General features: G+C 46.3%; 16 protein-coding genes. 10 read left to right on the top strand and 6 right to left on the bottom strand.

Going from position 1 to position 19028, the window contains the following annotated elements; genetic code table 11:
- Nucleotides 1–4: 4 nt before the first annotated feature.
- Both AB8599_RS08805 and AB8599_RS08800 read right to left on the bottom strand, forming a co-directional pair.
- The gene (locus tag AB8599_RS08805; RefSeq protein ID WP_407330536.1) at nucleotides 5–904 is read right to left on the bottom strand and encodes a lysine exporter LysO family protein; all 900 of its coding nucleotides are present in this window, start codon (nucleotides 902–904) and stop codon (nucleotides 5–7) included.
- Nucleotides 905–996: 92 nt separating this feature from the next.
- The gene (locus AB8599_RS08800) at nucleotides 997–1917 is read right to left on the bottom strand and encodes an HDOD domain-containing protein (protein WP_407330535.1); all 921 of its coding nucleotides are present in this window, start codon (nucleotides 1915–1917) and stop codon (nucleotides 997–999) included.
- Between the two features lie 448 nt (nucleotides 1918–2365).
- On the opposite strand from AB8599_RS08800, the gene AB8599_RS08795 reads away from it, so the two are divergent.
- From AB8599_RS08795 to AB8599_RS08785, 3 genes are all read left to right on the top strand, one after another.
- Complete coding sequence (locus AB8599_RS08795; RefSeq protein ID WP_407330534.1) at nucleotides 2366–2950, top strand: TfoX/Sxy family DNA transformation protein; 585 nt, start codon at nucleotides 2366–2368, stop codon at nucleotides 2948–2950.
- Nucleotides 2951–3086: 136 nt separating this feature from the next.
- Entirely contained in the window at nucleotides 3087–4019 is a 933-nt protein-coding gene (gene dsdC, locus AB8599_RS08790; RefSeq protein WP_407333201.1) for a DNA-binding transcriptional regulator DsdC, read from the top strand.
- A 78-nt stretch (nucleotides 4020–4097) separates the two neighbouring features.
- Nucleotides 4098–4571, top strand: coding sequence for a TetR/AcrR family transcriptional regulator (locus AB8599_RS08785; protein WP_407330533.1), 474 nt, complete (start codon nucleotides 4098–4100; stop codon nucleotides 4569–4571).
- A gap of 96 nt (nucleotides 4572–4667) precedes the next feature.
- Here AB8599_RS08785 and AB8599_RS08780 read toward each other — a convergent pair whose 3' ends face one another.
- From AB8599_RS08780 to AB8599_RS08770, 3 genes are all read right to left on the bottom strand, one after another.
- Nucleotides 4668–5225, bottom strand: coding sequence for an outer membrane beta-barrel protein (locus AB8599_RS08780; protein ID WP_407330532.1), 558 nt, complete (start codon nucleotides 5223–5225; stop codon nucleotides 4668–4670).
- Between the two features lie 190 nt (nucleotides 5226–5415).
- Entirely contained in the window at nucleotides 5416–5916 is a 501-nt protein-coding gene (locus AB8599_RS08775) for a response regulator (protein ID WP_407330531.1), read from the bottom strand.
- Nucleotides 5917–7869 (bottom strand): ATP-binding protein, encoded by a 1953-nt coding sequence (locus tag AB8599_RS08770; RefSeq protein ID WP_407330529.1) that lies wholly within the window; start codon nucleotides 7867–7869, stop codon nucleotides 5917–5919. It lies immediately after the preceding gene.
- 172 nt (nucleotides 7870–8041) lie between these two features.
- Between AB8599_RS08770 and AB8599_RS08765 the strand changes: the two genes are divergently transcribed.
- The 7 genes from AB8599_RS08765 (at nucleotide 8042) to udp (ending at nucleotide 17471) form a co-directional block, all read left to right on the top strand.
- Nucleotides 8042–9355 carry a DUF945 family protein gene (locus tag AB8599_RS08765; RefSeq protein ID WP_407330528.1) on the top strand — a complete coding sequence of 438 codons (1314 nt, stop codon included), beginning with the start codon at nucleotides 8042–8044 and terminating at the stop codon, nucleotides 9353–9355.
- Between the two features lie 262 nt (nucleotides 9356–9617).
- Nucleotides 9618–10037 (top strand): CBS domain-containing protein, encoded by a 420-nt coding sequence (locus AB8599_RS08760; protein WP_407330527.1) that lies wholly within the window; start codon nucleotides 9618–9620, stop codon nucleotides 10035–10037.
- A gap of 190 nt (nucleotides 10038–10227) precedes the next feature.
- On the top strand, nucleotides 10228–11718 hold the full coding sequence (locus AB8599_RS08755) for an MATE family efflux transporter (RefSeq protein ID WP_407330526.1): 1491 nt from the start codon (nucleotides 10228–10230) through the stop codon (nucleotides 11716–11718).
- 190 nt (nucleotides 11719–11908) lie between these two features.
- Entirely contained in the window at nucleotides 11909–13324 is a 1416-nt protein-coding gene (locus tag AB8599_RS08750; RefSeq protein ID WP_407330525.1) for an SLC13 family permease, read from the top strand.
- An 87-nt stretch (nucleotides 13325–13411) separates the two neighbouring features.
- Complete coding sequence (locus AB8599_RS08745; RefSeq protein WP_407330524.1) at nucleotides 13412–13885, top strand: response regulator; 474 nt, start codon at nucleotides 13412–13414, stop codon at nucleotides 13883–13885.
- 116 nt (nucleotides 13886–14001) lie between these two features.
- Entirely contained in the window at nucleotides 14002–16452 is a 2451-nt protein-coding gene (locus AB8599_RS08740) for a zinc/cadmium/mercury/lead-transporting ATPase (protein ID WP_407330523.1), read from the top strand.
- A 251-nt stretch (nucleotides 16453–16703) separates the two neighbouring features.
- A complete protein-coding gene (gene udp / locus AB8599_RS08735) occupies nucleotides 16704–17471 on the top strand; it encodes a uridine phosphorylase (RefSeq protein ID WP_407330522.1) in 768 nt (255 codons plus the stop codon).
- Between the two features lie 161 nt (nucleotides 17472–17632).
- On the opposite strand, the gene AB8599_RS08730 is transcribed toward udp, so the two are convergent.
- Entirely contained in the window at nucleotides 17633–18802 is a 1170-nt protein-coding gene (locus tag AB8599_RS08730) for a Card1-like endonuclease domain-containing protein (RefSeq protein ID WP_407330521.1), read from the bottom strand.
- Nucleotides 18803–19028 lie beyond the last annotated feature (226 nt).

Below are 19028 nucleotides of genomic sequence, written 5' to 3'. Positions count from 1 at the left end.
CCTGTTACAAGGAAACAAAGAACAGCATGAGTATTGGGACAAGCAGGCTAAGAATAAAGCCGCTAACGATGGCAATAGGAACACAGCGAACGCCACCCGTGGTTTGGATGATGGGAAGTGTAAAATCCATTGATGTTGCGCCACCATAGCCAATAGCAGTTAATGGGTATCGGCCAATAAAGATAGGAATAAGAATAATCGCAACCAGTTCCCGCGTAAGTTCAAGTAAGAATGATGCTCCGCCGTAAACTGGGCCGAGTGCATCCCCCATCAAAATACCCGCTAAAGAATACCAGCCAAAACCTGACGCCATCGCGAGCCCATGATTATAGGGAAGGTCGAGCAGCCATGCGGCGAGAAGCCCACCCAATAGTGAAGTGACGATCACAACCAGAGCAACACTTAACCCTTTTTTGTTCAGAATGATTTGCTTGAGTGTCATACCGCTATTACGCAGTTGAATACCGATCAGGAAAAGCAGAATCAATAAGATTCCTTCACTCGCAGGGTCTACCCAATCGAGGGGAATAGGGAGAAGGAGCCCAAGGACTAATCCACCGCCAACAACAAACACAAGCTTTACAGATTCCATCACCATTTGTGAAAGCGGGATCGTTTGTTTGTGTTGCTCAGTCTTTGTTTTCAGGATGAGGTCTAAAATGGGCAAGGCAAGTAAATTAGCGATGCCAATACAGAAAAAGAAGGTGACGCTCAGCAATAGGATTTGATTTAAATTGCTGCTGAGGTTGTCCAAACCCGCAAGGCTAAGGCCCATCAGGCCGAGGATGACAAACACCAATCGCGACGTTGAGCGATTGATGGTATCAAGCAGTGAGGCGCTTTTAATGGGGATTAAATAACCAACAACGAGCGGAAGAAATATATAGAGCATGCCGGGCAGCATTGAGTTAAGACCTTATTGATAAAAAAGAAAACCGCGATGAGAGTATCAGTGGTTTTCTAATTAGGTCAATCTTTGTCCCGGCAAAGCGTGGATTAAAAACCGCAGTTGTTAATGATGCCGTTCAGTTGGTTGCGAAAATCTGCTTCGTTAAGGTTGGATAGTTCGTAAAGGGCTTCAGCACCAGAAAGGGTTATTTCAACATCATGATCTTCAATATCTTCATCGTTCGCGCGGAAGAGAAGTAAGTGGTTGGCCATTTTCGCGATATCCAAATAAGTGACGTCGTCACTAGCACGACGAATTCTGCGATTTAGCGATACTTCAATGAAATCTAAATCAAAGCCCCAGCTTTTAAGAATGAAGCGGCTTGCCTCTTTGCTCACCGAATAGAAAACATGGCTGGCAATATCAAAATCGAGGTAATTGCCTTCATTGGAATACTGCTCATAAGCCTTGACGGCGCTATAGATGCCAATGTCCGCGAGAAGCCCGATGAGCAGAGACTTTTCAACCTCAAGCGCAATGACATCATCATCGTAACTTTTCACTTTCTGGCATAGCAGCGCCATGGTGGAGGCGAATTCTCGCGACGCTAATGCACTTTTCTTTAGCAGTCCATTACATTCAACGCTGAAATGCGCGTTATTTTTCAATGATTGAATGGCATGTGCTGTTGCGATACCAAGAACCCGTTGAATGCCTAATCGAGACACTGCCATGTTGATGTCATGGCAAGGGCGATTGGTTCTAGGGCTAAACACGGCTGAATTCGCTGAGCGGATCACTGCGGCTGTCAGCGTGGCATCATCGAGGAGAAGGGTAGAGACATCTCTAACTGTGGTATTGGATGAGTTACATACCTGTTGGAGCTTTACAACCACATCGGGAATAGGAGGAAGTTCAAGTGTTCCGTCCTTTAATGACCGGTAAACACGTTGGAAAAAATCAGTTTCTATAGCTTTAAGGTATTTTTCACGGTTGGGCGTAACCCAAAATAACGATAGGTGATCCATCTTTTTAGACTCGAAAAAACGCTAAGTAAATAGTAATTCCCTTATGTTTTAATTGGAATACATATGTCCGCAAAATTGAACCAAGGGCACCAAAAGAGCGGTCTCTGCCTAAAAAAACTGTCAAAGGGGTAATTGACAATATTATTAGTGGCGAAAACGCAAGTTTCTGGACTTCTCGAATACAAAATTTGAAGTGAATTAACGTTTGTGAGCCAAGGTGGATGCAATCAATTGCATTGAATTGCGAGTTCTATGGCTCATTTAACATTGTGTATACATAATTATTACACCTCATAACCGTGACCAGTGTTGTATTTTTGCTACAGTTTGGGCTTGTGAGTGATCTGGTGCATGGTTTTCTATGCCTTTATGCGGCATCATTATTTCGCGTTGAGAAATTACAGATTGTTGGCCGAGGAATTGGCTGTTGGGGAGAAAGGAGGCACCTGTGCTTGAAGTTAAAAGTGGCTTTGTAGAGTACTTATCTCAGTTCGGCGAAACAGAGAAACGTTCAATGTTTGGCGGAACCGGTTTTTTTGTGAGCGGTGCAATGTTTGCATTGGTGAAGGAAGCGCGAATTTACTTACGTGGCGGCGCAGATTTAACAGATGCGTTGTTGGCGAAAGAGTGTAAAAAGTTTGTCCATGTGAAAAAGAGCTCAACCGCGATTGTTAATTACTACGACATCACGGATCTCTATGACGCGGAAGATACAGGTTTAGACGAGATGGTAAAAAAGTCCGTAGTGAACTCTGTCGCAGAGAAAGAATACCGCGATTCCAAGCTCAACAAGCGACTTCGTGATTTACCGAATCTGCGTTTAACCATTGAAAGAATGCTAAAAAAAGCAGGGATAGAAGATGTTGATACTTTCTTCTCAATGAGCCCTGAAGAATTGTTCCGAAAAGTGCAGGAAGCACACGGATACGATGTTGATATCAAGCTGCTGTGGATGTTTGCCGGTGCTCAAACGGGCGTTCATTACACCTTGCTAAGTGAAGAGACAAAACAAAACCTTCTTCGCGCAGTGTGATCCCACACCATCCTCACCCCAAAAAAGCTGCATTGTGCAGCTTTTTGTCTTTTCGTCGCAGAACGACATCTTCTATACGCACTTAGACAATGTTGCTACAGTCACCACAATCAGTATCAAAAACAGTGGCTTTGTCATGAAACTACCTGAGCTATCTTCCTCATTGCTGGCCGGGCTCCATTGCTTTTCAATCGTCGCCGAAACAATGAGTTTTACTCGAGCGGCAGAGCAACTCCATTTAACGCAAAGTGCGGTTAGCCACCGGATAAAAAAACTCGAGCAGCGCTTGGAGGTTTCACTTTTCCTTCGACGACCTCGGCAGCTCTCGCTCACCAATGAGGGGGAGCAGTTGAAATTGGTTGTGACTGAGCAATTTTCGGCAATTAGTATGAAGCTGCTAGAGCTTAATCGAGCAAGACCATTTGGTGACTTTATTATTTCTGCTCCGCCGACGTTTGCTCAAAAATGGTTGGTACCTAGGCTTTCTCAATTCGCGGATGAGTTTCCGGATGTCACTTTACATCTACGAACGCGCAATGATTTGGTGGATTTCAAAGCGGAAGCTTTTGATTGCGCGATTTATTTCGGTCATGGGCGGTATAGCGGGTTAGTGAGTCACCATTTGCTTGATGACTTCATCGTGCCTGTATGCAGCCCGGACTATGCAAAGCTTCACAACCTCTTTGACAATCCTCAGAAACTTGCACAATGCCAGCTCCTTCATGATGCTGCTCCTTGGGCGAGTGCCAGTTTGAGTGATGAATGGCTTTACTGGGCCAACACCAATGGTATTGAGCTGACGGGGACGAATCACAGTTTTGACCGCGCTGATCTCGCATTAGAAGCAGCAACCTATGGGATGGGCGTTGCCATCGGCCGAACGGTGTACATTCAGGACTATTTAAACACAGGCCGTCTTGTCACGCCCATTACTCAATCTGTTATGTCTCCCTATAGCTTTTATTTGGTATATCGTGAAGAGCACCAAAACAATGCAAAAATTATTGCGTTTAAGCAGTGGCTGCTGAATCAACTCGGAAAATCGAAAGCGTCTCAACCTGACAGTTAGCGATTTTGTGACTTTTCTGTATATTTTGTTCATTAATATATAAGATACGAAGTATGTTAAAGCGGACTTGATAGACTGATGGCAAAAAACACTAAGGAAGGTGCCCAGCAAACTGAGGCGCTGATATATCAAACTATTATTGATATTTTCATGGCGCAAGGCTGGGATGCAGTAACTTATGGCAGTATCGCTAAGCGTACCGGATTAAGCCGTAGTGGAATCCAACGTGTCGTGCCAACCAAAGAGTCCATGACCGATGCTTTTCAAGGGCAAGTTTTACAATATATCACTGGGTTGATTGATGCGACGTCTCGCCAAACGATTAAGACAAGTTGGCGTGCAGCACTAGAGCATTCTCCGTTTGTACACTGTGTGAAATACCTACTTAGCTCAGTGAATGATGATTTTGGCGGAAGGGAAAAATCGGCTGCGGGATTGCAAAAGCTGTTTGATAGATATGGTCAGGCCATTGTCATAGAGCTGCTTGGGATGTCGATTGCGCATTTGCTCGAGGTGAGTGTTGACTGGAATGAAGATCCCGGCAAGCAATAGAAGAAAAGAAACGAAATTTGCCATCATGCCATGCCGATAAAAACATGCTATGCAAATAAAAAAGGCCTCTTAGAGGCCTTTTTCAATAGTGAAGATTTAGTACTTGAAACGAGTGGTGAACATGAACTGATCACCATATGCTTCGTTCAGGCGGAGTTGAGCACCAAGAGAAAACAACTCTGTCGCATGGAAGCGGCCGTATACTGAACCAAAAATATCTTCATCGCTGTCAATAGACAAGTGGCCGATCTCACCACCCACTTCCAATTGCGGACCCAGCCATTGGCGAACGCCTAAGTTCACTTCAACGCCAAGCTCTGTATCGTGGTTGAAGCGACCACGTTGCTTCATAGAACGAAGACCCAATTCGCCGTAAACGTCTGCCCAGTTGTTCACTGGCGCATGGAAACCAATGGCAGCAGTCGCATCGAAATCAGATTCGAACTCGCTATCAATTTCTGCGCGCACGTGGGCATTAGGGTGAATGGATGTGCTAAAACCAACGCCGTAGGTGACTGGGCTAATACCAACACGAGCTTCAAAGTAGTCGTAGCTAAAGTTGCTCATGGTGCCATCGTTTGCAGCACTTGCGGAAGAAAATACTGCAGAAGAAGCGGCAGTGATTAAAATGGCAGCAATCTTGGTTTTGCGCATGAAAGGTCTCGTGATGAAAAATGGAGTTATGTTGTAGTTTAATAGAAGTCGCTTTTGCGAAACAACAGCATAGAGAGTATTTAAAGCGTTACTGAGTCAATTTTGAGCAAAAAAATGCAAAAAAGGAACGAGAGAGGCACGACATCACTGCATTGTCCCTCGTTTCAAACAAATCTTTGACGACGCTTAGCTAGTTGTCAGAGTAATTGAGTCGATTGTTAGAGATTGCTTCCATGATTCTTTCAGCATCCAAAACCCTAACCCAAGATAAGAGGTTTTCGTCATGAGCGATCATAAATGTCGTCAGTTGATCGATGACAATGTGCTTAAGGGTCTCACCTTGCCAAGGCTTTGCAATGAAATAATCAAGACTGCCATGATTGACGGCTTGCACGGTCTCGTCTAATCCAGCTTGCCCTGTGAGCAGTAGCTTTCTCGATTTTGTGGTGGATGCGAAACGATTAAGTTCGATGAGAAAGTCGACCCCAAGATCCTTTGGCATAATGTGGTCGCAGAGGATCAGTGCTAGCTGAAGATTGTCTGCCGCAGCATCAGCCAGAATTTCCTTGGCCTCAGCGACCGATTCAGCCGCCTCGATAACAAAGTGTTCTTCGAGTGAAGCAAGGTCATTGGTCACACTGTCGAGTACGTCACGTTCATCATCAACGCACAATATAAGGTATTGGCTCATTTAATCCTCCTTGGATGGTGCGAGCAAAGGTGAATAGGGCAGGGTCACGATCATGGCAGTAAACTCACCAGCAGCCGAGCTAACATCAATCAACCCACCATGGTGTTCAACAATTTGACGGCATACCGACAAACCAATACCTAAGCCGAAGTGACCTTCACGCTTAGTGGTGTAGTTAAGCTCAAATATCTTATGCTTAATTGACGCTGGAATACCCATGCCATTGTCACGAATGGTCACTTTAACGGCTTTGCGGCTTCGATATACCGTCTCTCGTGTTGTGACATGAATTTCACCGTCATTCCCTACCGCATCAAGCGCATTGGAAATGAGGTTGGTCCATACTTGTTGCAGAGCAATGGGCATGCAGCGAATAGGTCTCAGCTCGCCGTAATCGCGCACGAGTTTGATACGCTTTAGTTGGTTTTCAAACATCACCAATGTGTCTTCGATGCCTTCATGAATGTCAACTTCATGCATGGTTTCGTCATCTTGGCGCGCATAGGTCTTCAAGCTCTTCACCATGTCAGCGATACGTTGGGCACAGACATTGGTAGAGCGAAGTAGACTACCTGCCTGATAGAACATGTCCCATTGCGAGAGCGTATTCGTGAAATCGGCTGCCAGCTTTTTCTGCCAATCTTGAATGTGCTCAGGCTTATCTAGGCCCATGTTAACGGCCTTACGCGCAAGATTACGGTTTCCCACAAGAGATTCTATTGCTTTGGCTTTTTGTCGCGCGTCGGCTGTCGACATGGGTCGGGAGAGCAAGGCATCTGCCATGATTTGGTTTGCTTTTTCTCGTGCAACATCGCTCAGTTTGACATTGATTAGTTGGCCAATATTGTCTCTCAGCGTGTCACTGTTTCTGAGGATCGCTGATACGGGATTATTCAATTCATGCGCTACACCTGCAACGAGCTGCCCAAGCATGGCCATTTTCTCTTTTTCGATGAGTTGCTTATGCGCCAATTCGAGAGATTGAAGTGTTTGCTGCAGTTTTACTTCGGTAGAAATACTGCGTTTGAGTCGTCGATTGAAGTGACGAAGCAGGTAGCTCGAAAAGAGAGGGAGTAATTCGTTCCTGGCTTGCATGACTTGAGAGAACAACGTGCGGTTGAGCTTGATGACTTTGGTTGGCGCTAAGGTAATGCCCGTTGAAAATGACACATCGCCAGTCACAAAGGACATCCCGCCAATCAAACTGCCTTGCCCAAGCCTTGCCACTTCATGAGAGGCACCAGTCTCGTCACGCTTTAAAAGGGCCACTTCACCTTCTTCAACAAACCAAAGAAAGGAGTTGGGCTTGCCTTCGTGTGTCAATAGATGATCTTCACTATAGAAGCGAGTGACATTGTGCTGGCTGTTCTGAGCGAAGTACTCATGTAAGCCTTGAATAAGCTCCTGTGCCAATGCTTCGTCACTAATGCCCAGAGCCGATTCTATGAACCCGTTGCGGTAGGAGGCGAGTTTGTTATCAATGTGAGCTTCTAGCAGGCGTTTTTGGTCAAGTACACTGCAATACTTCAACAGCTCCTCGCTGTTGTGCTGAAGTACGTACTGAGTGAGCTCTCTCTTTACCGTGTCAGCCATGACCTGAGGCGCCCAAGGCTTTGTCATACAGTAATTGAGTCGTCCTTCATTAACTGCCTGCATGATGATTTCTAAATTTGGCTGATCGTTTAGCAGTATGGTGCGCGCACCATGAGAAGCCGGATGATTGTCAATGTTGATCAGAAGGTTCACGCCTTGATCTTCACCCAGCGTATGGTCGCAAATGAATAACGCGACACGTTGTTCATTACCCTGTAATTGCTCAAGGATTTGTCCGAAAGTGTGCGCATTGTCGGCACAAATAATATCGAATAGCCCACTAAACGCTGACAATTCGGATTCAATTTTTGTCAAGATGCCGGGGTCGTCATCAAGACACAAGATGACTTGTGAATTCATACATTTATCTATTGTCACTATTTTCTATGAGTGTATCGGTTTCAACGTCTTTAAGCTGAGAAGAGCGCTGCAAACTGGCACATATTGAAAGAAAACCTCTTGTGACCATGGGGTTATAGATAGGGATGGTTTAAACTCTTTGAAAATTAATGCCGGACCCAATGGAGCAAAAATGATTTTTGGAAAATACACGGCAATTGCTGGAGCCGTCGCGGTAGGTGTGTTGTGGCCATTTGCAACAGGTCAAATTGGTCAGTCTTTATATGATGATGAGATTAAGCAAATCCAGTCGCCTTATCTCGCCGTCGAAAATACATCCTACCAACGAGGTTATCTCTCCTCTGAGGTTGTCACACGAGTTTCTGTCATCGGGTCGATGAAGGAAGTGTATGAAGATGAGGGGCTTCCAACGTCATACTCAATATTGAGTCACGTCAATCATGGATTCCTCGGTGTTAGCACCACATCTACATTGGAGATGACACCTGAGATAAAAGTGGTCACTGATCTACTTTGGCAATCTGTTGAATCGCCTGTCACGATCGTCACTGAGACCTCTTTATTTGGTGACACTCAGTATGATGTAACCGTTCGTGCTATGAATGGCGGAAATGAAGACGTCAAAATCATAAGTTCACCGGCCAATGTGTCAGGAACTGCTGACAAGAGTGGCGTGATGGTGTTTCAGCTAGAAATGCCATTTATTGAGTTATCAAGCCCAGATGGCGAGAAGTTTGCCTTTAGAGATATCACGGGCAGCGGTAATGGCGAGTTAGTGGATGAGGTCTGGGTCGGTTCGCAAAAAGTGAATGTTGCGACCAGTACATTTAGCGACGTTTCAGGTTCAACGGTGACGATTGATAATCTTGCTGTGGATGTGAAGAACGCACTAACTGCTATCGGTGGTGATGTGAAAACTGCTGCGCCCGCTGATTTGCGTTTTGATAACACCAATGTCATTTCATTCCAAAAGTTTGATATGCCAGATACGCTGGCGTTAGAAAACTTTAAGATGGGAGTGAATTTCAACGCGTTGGATTACAACTCCATGATTGCTTTGGCGACAACGGCAGATTCGATGAGTGCCGAGCCAACTGATGAAGAAATGATGAAGATGGTGACGGCGTTGGATGGTTTGGTCGAGAAAGGCCTGACGTTTGAAATCATTCCGTTGGAACTTGATACCCCTGAAGGGCACATCGACGCGAAGTTTGATTTAACTGTCGAGCCTGGTCTTGGCAGTGTGACGCAAAACGTTGGCGCACTACTGACCAAGCTAAAGGGCAACCTTTTCATCAACGTACCTACTGCATACGTGCAAGGTGTGCCTGAAGTGGAGGCCTCATTGTCGAACCTAGAACCTTACGGCTTTATTTCTCAGGCTGAAAATGGCGTAACCCTGACAGCGAAAATTGAAGGCGATCAAGCGGTTTCCCCGAGTGGCGAAAAAATACCGTTAGGTTTGCTAATGATGATGTTGATGTAACCACAACGTCAATACATGCGGGATATGCATCCGTATCCAAGCATTGTTTTAATCAAGTATGCCAGCACTTTATGAGTGCTGGTTTTTTCTTTTTACAAGGGTAAATCAGCATTTTTGATAAAAAAGCACTCTTTCATTTGTGACAAAGCATAAAAATACTGCGAAGAGGACTAGTATTTTTGTCAGCTTGGTCGACACTAATAGTGAGATAAACAGAGAGTTTTCGCTGTGTTGATATTTGCTAAATATAAATGGGGGATGCATGGAATCGATTAAAGTAAAAGATTACATGAACAAGCGACCCGTGACCTTCAAGGCATCCATGTCTCTGTCTGTCGCGCTAGAAAAAATGCTAAATGCTAACCAGTCTGGCGGTCCAGTTTTGGATGACAATAATCGCGTTGTCGGTTTTTTGTCTGAGCAAGACATGATCCACAAGCTACTGAAAATGGGCTACTACTGCCATGACACAAATACAGTCGATGATTGTATGCATAAAGAGATCGCTTCTGTGTTGCCAGATGAAAGCATCATCAAGTTGGCGGAAGAAATGCTGCCGGGTAAACCTAAGCTTTACCCTGTTGTGGACGAGGATGATCGCTTAGTCGGCATCATCACGAGACGCGATATTTTGAAAGCCATTGCTACGCAAATTGATGATTGTTTCCACCATCCCGTATAGCTGTTCAATTTTTTCGAATGTGTCGTATCAAAAGAGGTGCTTGAGGCACCTTTTTTTAATGGCACAATACCACCCAGCAAAATAATGCCACTACTCGGCTAAATAACGTCACTGCCCATCTTGATTCAGTTCTTTTTCTCGATATGTCGCTAGGATGGCCGACAACCTCTTCTTCAATACGGATATAAGTATGCCCAATCAGCAACAAGCCAAATTTGTAAATGGTTCTATCATGCGTCACATCACCGTCATGTCGACGTCGGGTGCGGTAGGGCTGATGGCTTTGTTTTTGGTCGACTTGGCCGATATGTTTTTTATCAGCTTACTTGGTCAAGTTGAATTAGCAGCAGCAATTGGCTTTGCTGGCACCATCGTTTTTTTCTCAACATCCGTGTCTATCGGCACGTCAATCGCAATGGGGGCCTTAGTCAGTCGTGCTTTGGGCTCTGGAAAGCGAGAAGAAGCCCGAAAGCTAACAGGCAGCATTATGGTTTTCGCCGCCATTGTTAGTGTGTTGACCGTGGGCGTCATCTTGCTTTTTATCGATCCGATCCTAACGTCAATTGGCGCTCAAGGTGAAGCAGCACAAAAAGCAAAAGATTTCCTTGTCATTCTCCTTCCCGGAGCGCCTTTAATGGCAATGGGCATGTCAGCCGGTGCGGCACTAAGAGGCGTGGGCGATGCCAAGCTATCAATGGCGGCAACCCTGATTAGCGGTGCAGTGAATGCCATTCTTGACCCTATTTTCATCTTTGGACTTTCTATGGGGATAGAAGGGGCAGCGACGGCTTCTTTGATCTCGCGTTTTGTGCTGTTTGGTGTTGCTTTCCATGCTGTGCATCGAAAGCATGACTTGGTGGCGCGTCCAACTTTCGCAGACCTCTCTCATCATTTTAGTGCCATCATCCATATCGCGGGTCCTGCGATTGTCACCAATACCGCTACGCCGATAGGCAATGCTATCGTGACTGCTCAAATAGCAAAATTCGGCTCAGACTACGTGGCAGGATATGCCGTGATGGGGCGACTGTTACCTGTATCATTTGCTCTTATTTTTTCACTGTCAGGCGCAGTAGGGCCGATTCTTGGTCAGAACTATGGGGCGCAAAAGTTCGATAGGGTTCAGCAGACTTTGAGTGACTCGGTGAAATTTGTGACAGCGTATTGTGTGGTTGTGGCACTGATTTTGTTCCTCGCACAAGGATTCATCATAGATGCCTTTAGCCTCGATGGTGATGCCGCATCCATGGTGACACTGTTTTGCACCTACATTGCCATTACGTTCATTTTCAATGGCACTTTGTTTGTCTCCAATGCAGCGTTCAACAACCTGAATAGGCCAACGTGGTCAACCCTGTTGAATGTCGGAAAGGCGACATTAGGTACGATGCCTTTTGTGTATGTTGGTGGCCATTTGGGTGGTGCGGAAGGGGTGCTGATTGGTCAAGCTGTGGGTTCTGTGCTCTTTGGCATAGCAGGATACATCTTGGTTAAAAAGCTTATCGTGCAACTGGCCCGTGACCACGAACAGAAAGAAGACGATGTGGTTGCAATTGAACCTGCAGTCCCTGTTACCGCGTTTAGCAGCTATCGCACTGTCATGGCAGAAGAAAGTGAAGGCGCGATTGAAAGTGACACAAAAGACACAGACAAAAAAGACGGCAACGAGAACAAGCACTGAGGCGTTAAGCGTTCACGGTTTCAATATTGGGGTTTCTCTACTGAGAAATCCCTTTTTGATCTCGAGAATTTCCCCCTGAAATGGCTCCAATTTATTGATCTAATTCAGTACTCCTTAAAGGTAAGTAGCGCAGAATAAGTGTGTTGCCCACGGAATGTGGGTATTTAGCTTTAAGGGACTACAAGCGATTATGCGCATTCAGGCGAAATACATACTTCCTATTCTTATTCCGCTGGTGGTTATGCTACTGCCTGCGACTGCTTTTCCATTTGAAACCCTGACAGTGATGCAGCAGCGTGCTATCGCATTGTTTTTACTCGCTGCACTGTGCTGGGTGCTCGAACCCATTCCAATCTACGCCACATCCGTGGTGGTGATCGTGCTTGAACTGCTTTTTCTATCAGACAAAGGGCTCATTTGGTTTAGAGCCGATGCAGGAACACCAGAGTTTGGTGGGTTACTTCATTACAGCGACATCATGGCGACGTTTGCCAGCCCCATTATCATGCTATTTCTTGGTGGATTTTTCCTCGCAATGGCAGCGACGAAATACCGTTTAGACGTGAACCTTGCCCGTGTATTGCTAAAGCCATTTGGTCATAAACCTCAGATGGTGATGGCAGGGTTAATGTTGATTACTGCTGTGTTCTCCATGTTCATGTCAAACACCGCTACCACCGCGATGATGCTGGCTATTCTTACTCCCATTCTGATGGTGTTTAAACCGAACGACCCTGGCAAGATTGCCTTTGCGTTATCCATTCCTGTCGCCGCTAACATCGGTGGTATTGGCACGCCAATTGGTACACCACCGAATGCGATCGCACTGCAATATTTAACGGGCGAGAATCTGATCACCTTTGGTGAATGGATGGCATTTGGTGTGCCGTTTGTGGTGGTCATGTTGGTATTGGCGTGGGCACTGTTGAGCTATTTGTTTCCGTCAGACGAACAATCAATTTCTCTGACCATTAAAGGCAAGTTTCTTAAAACGCCCAAAGCCATCACAGTGTATGTGACGTTTGCTGCAACCGTTTTGCTTTGGTTGATGGGTTCAAGCCATGGTATGAACTCATATACCGTTGCACTTATCCCCGTGGCCGTGTTTTCGATGACAGGGATCATCAATAAAGAAGATTTAAAGAAGGTCTCTTGGGATGTGCTTTGGTTGGTCTCAGGCGGTTTTGCACTGGGCTTAGCGTTGGATAAAACTGGGTTAGCGAGATTGATCGTTCACAGCATTCCATTTGAGAACTTTGCACCTGAGATTGTTTTGTTAGGCGCGGCAGCACTTTGTTTGCTGATGGCAAACTTTATGTCTCACACCGCAACAGCTAACTTGTTGATGCCGATTATGGCCGCGCTGGGTATGTCCATGACGTCTCTGTCATCGCTTGGTGGTGAAGTCACATTAATCCTGATTGTGACCTTTGCTGCATCCTTGGGTATGTCGTTGCCGATCAGTACGCCACCGAATGCACTGGCGCATGCCACTGGGCATGTGAACAGCAATCAAATGGCAAAGGTTGGTGTGATACTCGGTATTGTGGGTGTGACGCTGAGTTTTGTGATGGTTTGGGTACTTCGATTGGTCAATTTCTTATAGCATCGAGTAATGAAAACTTATTGCGATTGGTATAACAATCCGCGATGAGAAATTCGCATATACAGTAGGCATTTAAAGGGGAAATAGATGGAAAAAGTGAACATTATTTGCGTTGATGATCAGCGCGAAGTGTTAGACGCCGTGCTCAAAGATCTTGCTCCCCTTGCGGTTGCGTTTCACATTGAAGATTGTGAATCTGCAGACGAAGCGCTAGCGCTAATGGATGATTTGGATGCAGAAGGAGAGCATGTCGCGCTGATTATCTCTGACCATGTGATGCCAGAAAAAACCGGTGTTGAACTGCTAACTGAAGTCTCCTTGGATCCTCGTTTTCGTGCGACACGCAAAGTATTGCTCACAGGCCAGGCGACGCATGCCGATACGATAGAAGCGATCAATAGTGCGCGTATTGAGCGATACTTTGAAAAGCCTTGGCAGGCAAGCGCCCTTCAAGAGGCAGCAAAGAAACTGGTCACGCATTTCGTGTTTGATTCAGGCTTGGATTATCGTGATTATCAGCCTGTATTGGATACACAAGTGATTTTGGATCGGCTGAAGTAACGTTTCTCCAGTAGGCATAGCGGCAGAGAAATTAAAAATCATGTTCGTGTTTGCTTGACCTTGGAGTTAACTCCAAGGTTTACACTGAAGGTAACATCAAATAGGGAGATAGCCTTATGTGCCATTCATGTAAATCAGGTCATTGTAAACAAAAAAGCCACCAACATGCCCATTCTCATGGTGTGTCAGTGCCTACAAATAGTTGCTGCAGTGTCAGTGCTCCGGCATCGTTGAACGACATCAGTGATGCTTTACCCGAGGATGCCGACGACCCGGCGGTGCAAGGCTGTTGTGAACATGAACACAGCAGCCTCGATGCCCATCAAGAAAATCATTCTCACTCACGTCATGAGCACGCTCACGAAGGGCACTCTCATTCGCATTTGGAAGAGCCGCAAGAAATAGCACCTATTGCAAACAGCTATGCATGGCGTGTGACCAACATGGATTGCCCAAGCTGCGCCGGAAAACTCGAAACGGCAATTAAGGGCCTTCAAGGGGTGACACAAGTGAATGTTCGGTTTGCGACAGAAAAACTGGTGGTTGGTTTTGAGCGAGAACCCACTCAGAATCAACTGGAGCAGATCAACCTTCGTGCTCAGAAAACCGGATTTCCTCTTGTAGACCTCTCCCTTCCTTCTACAAAATCATCACCTAAGAATGTACTTCAACGCATTAAAGAAGAAGGCGTGCTGCTTTCTCTGATTGGCGTCATGGCCATTGCCGGAATTCTGTCACTTTGGCTGCCAGATCTGTCACGCATCTTGTTTAGCCTTGCTACCGTCATTGGCCTTATCCCCATTGTTAAAAAAGCCGTGGCGCTGGCGAGAAGCGGGTCACCCTTTTCGATAGAGATGTTGATGTCTATCGCCGCGATTGGGGCGCTATATCTCGGTGAAACCGTTGAAGCCGCCATGGTATTAGTGCTCTTTTTAATTGGTGAGCGACTAGAAGGCTACGCATCTGCGAAAGCCCGAGCTGGCATTAAATCACTGATGGCATTAGTCCCTGAAAATGTGGTCAGAATTGAAAAAGAGGGTGGCCGACAAGAGGTCCCTGTTTCCGCGCTTCAACCGGGGGATATCATCGAAATTTCGCCGGGCGGAAGGCTCCCTGCGGATGCCTCGCTTATTGCTGAGAATGCGAGTTTTGATCTAAGTGCCCTGACAGGCGAGTCTATTCCCGTTGAAAAAAGTGCGGGAGATACAATTCCTGCTGGCGCTTTGGTTGTCGATCAACGTGTTCAATTGGACGTGGTCTCCAAGCAGGGCGAAAGTGCGATTGACCGTATATTAACCTTGATAGAAGACGCTGAATCTCGCCGCGCGCCTGTCGAGCGATTCATTGACCAATTTAGCCGTTGGTACACGCCGACGATGATCATCATCGCGGCCCTTATTGTCATGATTCCACCACTGATGTTTGGCGAAAGCTGGGATGTTTGGATTTACCGTGGGCTGGCGTTGTTGTTAATTGCTTGCCCATGTGCGTTGGTCATTTCTACCCCTGCTGCAATGACGTCAGGGCTTGCAGCGGCTGCGAGGCACGGTGCTTTGATCAAAGGCGGTGCTGCGCTAGAAGCGTTAAGTCGCGTTGAATGGGTAGCGTTTGATAAGACGGGTACCTTAACGCAAGGTAAGCCAGTGGTCACAGACAAGCTCTGTTGGCAGGGAGACGGTCACGACATGCTCGCGCTTGCCGCAGCCGTTGAGCAAGGTTCACATCATCCACTGGCAAAAGCGCTTGTCATGGAAGCGCAACGTGAGCAAGCAATCTTGTTTTCCGCTGACAATGTACGTACAGAAGCAGGCAAGGGCGTGTCGGGTAATGTAAACGGCAAACAGGTAGCCATTGTCGCGTTGGACAAACTCAACGACACGCAAATTGTTAGTCCTGAGCATCAGCTTAGCGCGCAGCAATTGGCGGATAGCGGAAAAACCGTTGCAATCGTATTTATCGACGATGCAGCAAACGGAGCAATTGCATGGCGTGATGAGCTTCGACCAACTGCCGTTCAAACGGTCGAAAACTTGAAAAGTGCGGGTATTCGCTCCCTTATGCTTACGGGTGACAACCCAAAGGCTGCCGCGGGTTTGGCGGGCATTTTGAACATGGAATACAAAGCAGGTTTGATGCCAGAAGGTAAAGTGGACGCTATTAATACCTTAGCGGCACATTCACGCGTTGCCATGGTCGGTGACGGGATAAACGATGCGCCAGCAATGAAAGCGGCTACAATTGGCATTGCGATGGGAAGCGGTACAGACGTGGCGCTTGAAACGGCAGACATTGCGCTCAGACACAATCGTATTGAAAGTATTCCTGAAATCATCGGCCTAGCCCGAGCAACCATGGAAAATGTGCGTCAGAATGTCGCGGTAGCGATCGGTTTAAAAGCTATCTTTCTTGTTACAACGGTAATGGGCTTTACCGGTCTTTGGGTGGCAGTACTGGCAGACAGTGGAGCAACCGCCATTGTTACGATGAATGCTTTACGCTTGCTGCGATATCGAGCGATAGAGAGACCGAGTGTCGGTACGGTTGATAGCGGCAAGGTTGTTAGATAATTTTGCGCGACCAAAAAGATGAGCGCGAAAGCGCTTATCGATAATCCCATTATTATTGGTGATCAATGTCACTCACAAATGCAATGTAATGAAATGAAAATATATTAAATTTGAATTTCATCACTTTATTTTTCACTCCAAACGTTAAGGTGGTGACTGAATTTATCGCCACCTAATTTTCTGTGGCAATCGTACTCAGCACTTTTCTATTCAGATGAAGCTGAGGGGCACGATACTGTGAGGAGACAATCATGACTGAGCAAACCGTATTCCATTTGGGTGTCAACGCATCTGATCTCGAAGGCGCAACACTAGCAATCATTCCTGGTGATCCAGCGCGAGTTGAGAAAATTGCCGCTTTGATGGATTCGCCTAAATTCTTGGCGAGTCATCGCGAATATACCGTTTACTTGGCGAAGCTGGAAGGTCAGTCAGTGGTCGTTTGTTCTACGGGTATTGGTGGCCCTTCAACATCGATTGCAGTAGAAGAGTTGGCTCAGCTTGGTGTACGTACCTTCCTGCGTGTTGGTACAACAGGTGCCATTCAGCCAAACATCAATGTTGGTGACATGATTGTGACCACAGGTTCTGTTCGTCTTGATGGTGCGAGCACCCACTTTGCACCGCTTGAGTTCCCAGCCGTTGCCGATTTTGATGTGGCAACAGCCATGAAAGCCGCAGCAGATGCGTCTGGTGCGGCGGTTCATACTGGTGTCACTGCATCGAGTGATACTTTCTACCCTGGTCAAGAACGTTATGACACTTTCAGTGGTCGCGTGGTTAAGCGTTTCCAAGGTTCAATGAAAGAGTGGCAAGACATGGGAGTGTTGAACTTTGAGATGGAATCAGCGACCTTGCTGACCATGTGTGCAAGTTCAGGGCTTAAGGCAGGCTGTGTGGCAGGTGTTATCATTAACCGCACCCAGAAAGAAATTCCAGATCAGGCGACCATGGCGGAGACCGAGGCACGTTCAATTAAAGTTGTTGTTGAATCTGCGCGAAAGATGCTGACTGCTTAATCAAGCACGATGAAAGACATGAAAAAGCTGGCATCTGCCGGCTTTTTGCTTTTTGTGATTTCGCGTTTTTTGTTGATTGGCTTGCGAATGAGGCGAGTTAGCGAAAGGTCGCTTAGCGAATCACGTTATCCCAAAGACACAGAGATAACGTGATGAAGCCATTACGCGAACGATGCTTTCTCTGTGCCTCCTGCGGCCAAGAACCATTCATGAAGATGCGTTTTTAGATCGGCAAGTTGATCGGGGCCGATTAGCGCTAAGCCAAGGTCTGTCGCACGTGTGATATCGTGATGCCTTAACGGACGGAAGCTGACCAGCATTGCACGTGCTTGTAAGCCGCCGAGAAGGTCACGAATCGATTCAAGCTTATACAGCGTGTCATCGCCATCGCTCGACATCCCTTTGGTTTTACATTCGATGATGTGAAGCTTGTTGTTCACTACCGTGGCAACATCCAGTTCGTTGCGCACTTCTTTCTCGCCAATTTTGCGGTAAACCTGCACACCAAGAGACAAATCTTGGATGGTTAGCAGGTCGTGTTTAATCTCTTCAACCACATGGTGAACATACCATTCAAGCCATTCACCATTAGCAAATCGCCTAGCGGCTTCATTTGCGAATGTCAGCACGCCATTCTCAAAGGTAGAGAGTTGCGCGTCATTGAGGTCGTCGATGAGCATTTTTAGCTCACGATAGCCTTGTTGTTTCTCGCTTAGTTCAACATCAAGCTTCTGCTCTTTACGGCAGGTTGTTGCCAAGTAATTGAGCGTAGCAAGGCCTGGGCCTAATTCATAAGCGTTGCTTGCCCACTTATGGCCAAGCGATTCAATGGTTGTGTCTAATACACTTCGAATGTCTTCATCTTGCAATTCACATCGTGCACCGAAAATCGTTAGGTAGTCGCTGATATTGATGTGGTCTTCAACCTGCTGTTGTTCAAGGCCGTAAGGATACAGCCAGCACAATTCATCACTGAAAGGTTCGATGACATAAATGGGCCAGTGATAGGTGCGAAAGATTTCATATGCGGTAAGAAGGCGGTGACGCAACCCACAGCTGGCATTGAAACACACCTCTACACCTTCTTGTTTCAGGCGCTCTGCGAGTTCAACGATTTTGCTTTTGATCAGAGGAATATTGATGTCTGAAGGGATCTGGAAAAACTCAGTGATAATGCCCTTTGGCGTTAATACTTTACTGAGCTGTTCAAACTGCTGAAGCTGACATTCAACACCAATGAATATCACTTTCTCGGCCTTGAATTTTCGGTGCAGCAAGGCGGTGACCAATCGAACTGGATCTTGGTCAATTATACCGACGTGAATGGCCATATTTACTCCATGTAGATGCATTCGAACAGTAGACCTGCTCACCCATCTTTTGTTGTTCTTCTGGCTAATATCAGGGCTTGATTGGGAATATTCAAGTACTTAGTCATATTTATCCCCAGAGGAAGTATGGACTCGAGTTCGTCAAATGACATTGCTATGTAAATTTCGGTGCGAATAGCGCTGATTTTCCTAATCTTAAAAGTGTCATTTGTTTCGATAGTTAAAC

This window comes from Enterovibrio litoreus, assembly GCF_045679545.1.
GTDB lineage: Bacteria > Pseudomonadota > Gammaproteobacteria > Enterobacterales > Vibrionaceae > Enterovibrio.
Note: the sequence above shows the minus strand (reverse complement) of the source record. Positions and strands in the feature narration are given on the sequence as shown.

Excerpts from the sequence above, each read along its gene's own strand:
- AB8599_RS08740 (WP_407330523.1), top strand. The coding sequence starts at position 14,002 with ATGTGCCATTCATGTAAATCAGGTCATTGTAAACAAAAAAGCCACCAA.
- AB8599_RS08785 (WP_407330533.1), top strand. The coding sequence starts at position 4,098 with ATGGCAAAAAACACTAAGGAAGGTGCCCAGCAAACTGAGGCGCTGATA.
- AB8599_RS08750 (WP_407330525.1), top strand. The coding sequence starts at position 11,909 with ATGCGCATTCAGGCGAAATACATACTTCCTATTCTTATTCCGCTGGTG.
- AB8599_RS08745 (WP_407330524.1), top strand. The coding sequence starts at position 13,412 with ATGGAAAAAGTGAACATTATTTGCGTTGATGATCAGCGCGAAGTGTTA.
- AB8599_RS08805 (WP_407330536.1), bottom strand. The coding sequence starts at position 904 with ATGCTGCCCGGCATGCTCTATATATTTCTTCCGCTCGTTGTTGGTTAT.
- AB8599_RS08755 (WP_407330526.1), top strand. The coding sequence starts at position 10,228 with ATGCCCAATCAGCAACAAGCCAAATTTGTAAATGGTTCTATCATGCGT.
- AB8599_RS08730 (WP_407330521.1), bottom strand. The coding sequence starts at position 18,802 with ATGGCCATTCACGTCGGTATAATTGACCAAGATCCAGTTCGATTGGTC.
- AB8599_RS08775 (WP_407330531.1), bottom strand. The coding sequence starts at position 5,916 with ATGAGCCAATACCTTATATTGTGCGTTGATGATGAACGTGACGTACTC.
- AB8599_RS08765 (WP_407330528.1), top strand. The coding sequence starts at position 8,042 with ATGATTTTTGGAAAATACACGGCAATTGCTGGAGCCGTCGCGGTAGGT.
- AB8599_RS08780 (WP_407330532.1), bottom strand. The coding sequence starts at position 5,225 with ATGCGCAAAACCAAGATTGCTGCCATTTTAATCACTGCCGCTTCTTCT.
- dsdC (WP_407333201.1), top strand. The coding sequence starts at position 3,087 with ATGAAACTACCTGAGCTATCTTCCTCATTGCTGGCCGGGCTCCATTGC.
- udp (WP_407330522.1), top strand. The coding sequence starts at position 16,704 with ATGACTGAGCAAACCGTATTCCATTTGGGTGTCAACGCATCTGATCTC.
- AB8599_RS08760 (WP_407330527.1), top strand. The coding sequence starts at position 9,618 with ATGGAATCGATTAAAGTAAAAGATTACATGAACAAGCGACCCGTGACC.
- AB8599_RS08800 (WP_407330535.1), bottom strand. The coding sequence starts at position 1,917 with ATGGATCACCTATCGTTATTTTGGGTTACGCCCAACCGTGAAAAATAC.
- AB8599_RS08770 (WP_407330529.1), bottom strand. The coding sequence starts at position 7,869 with ATGAATTCACAAGTCATCTTGTGTCTTGATGACGACCCCGGCATCTTG.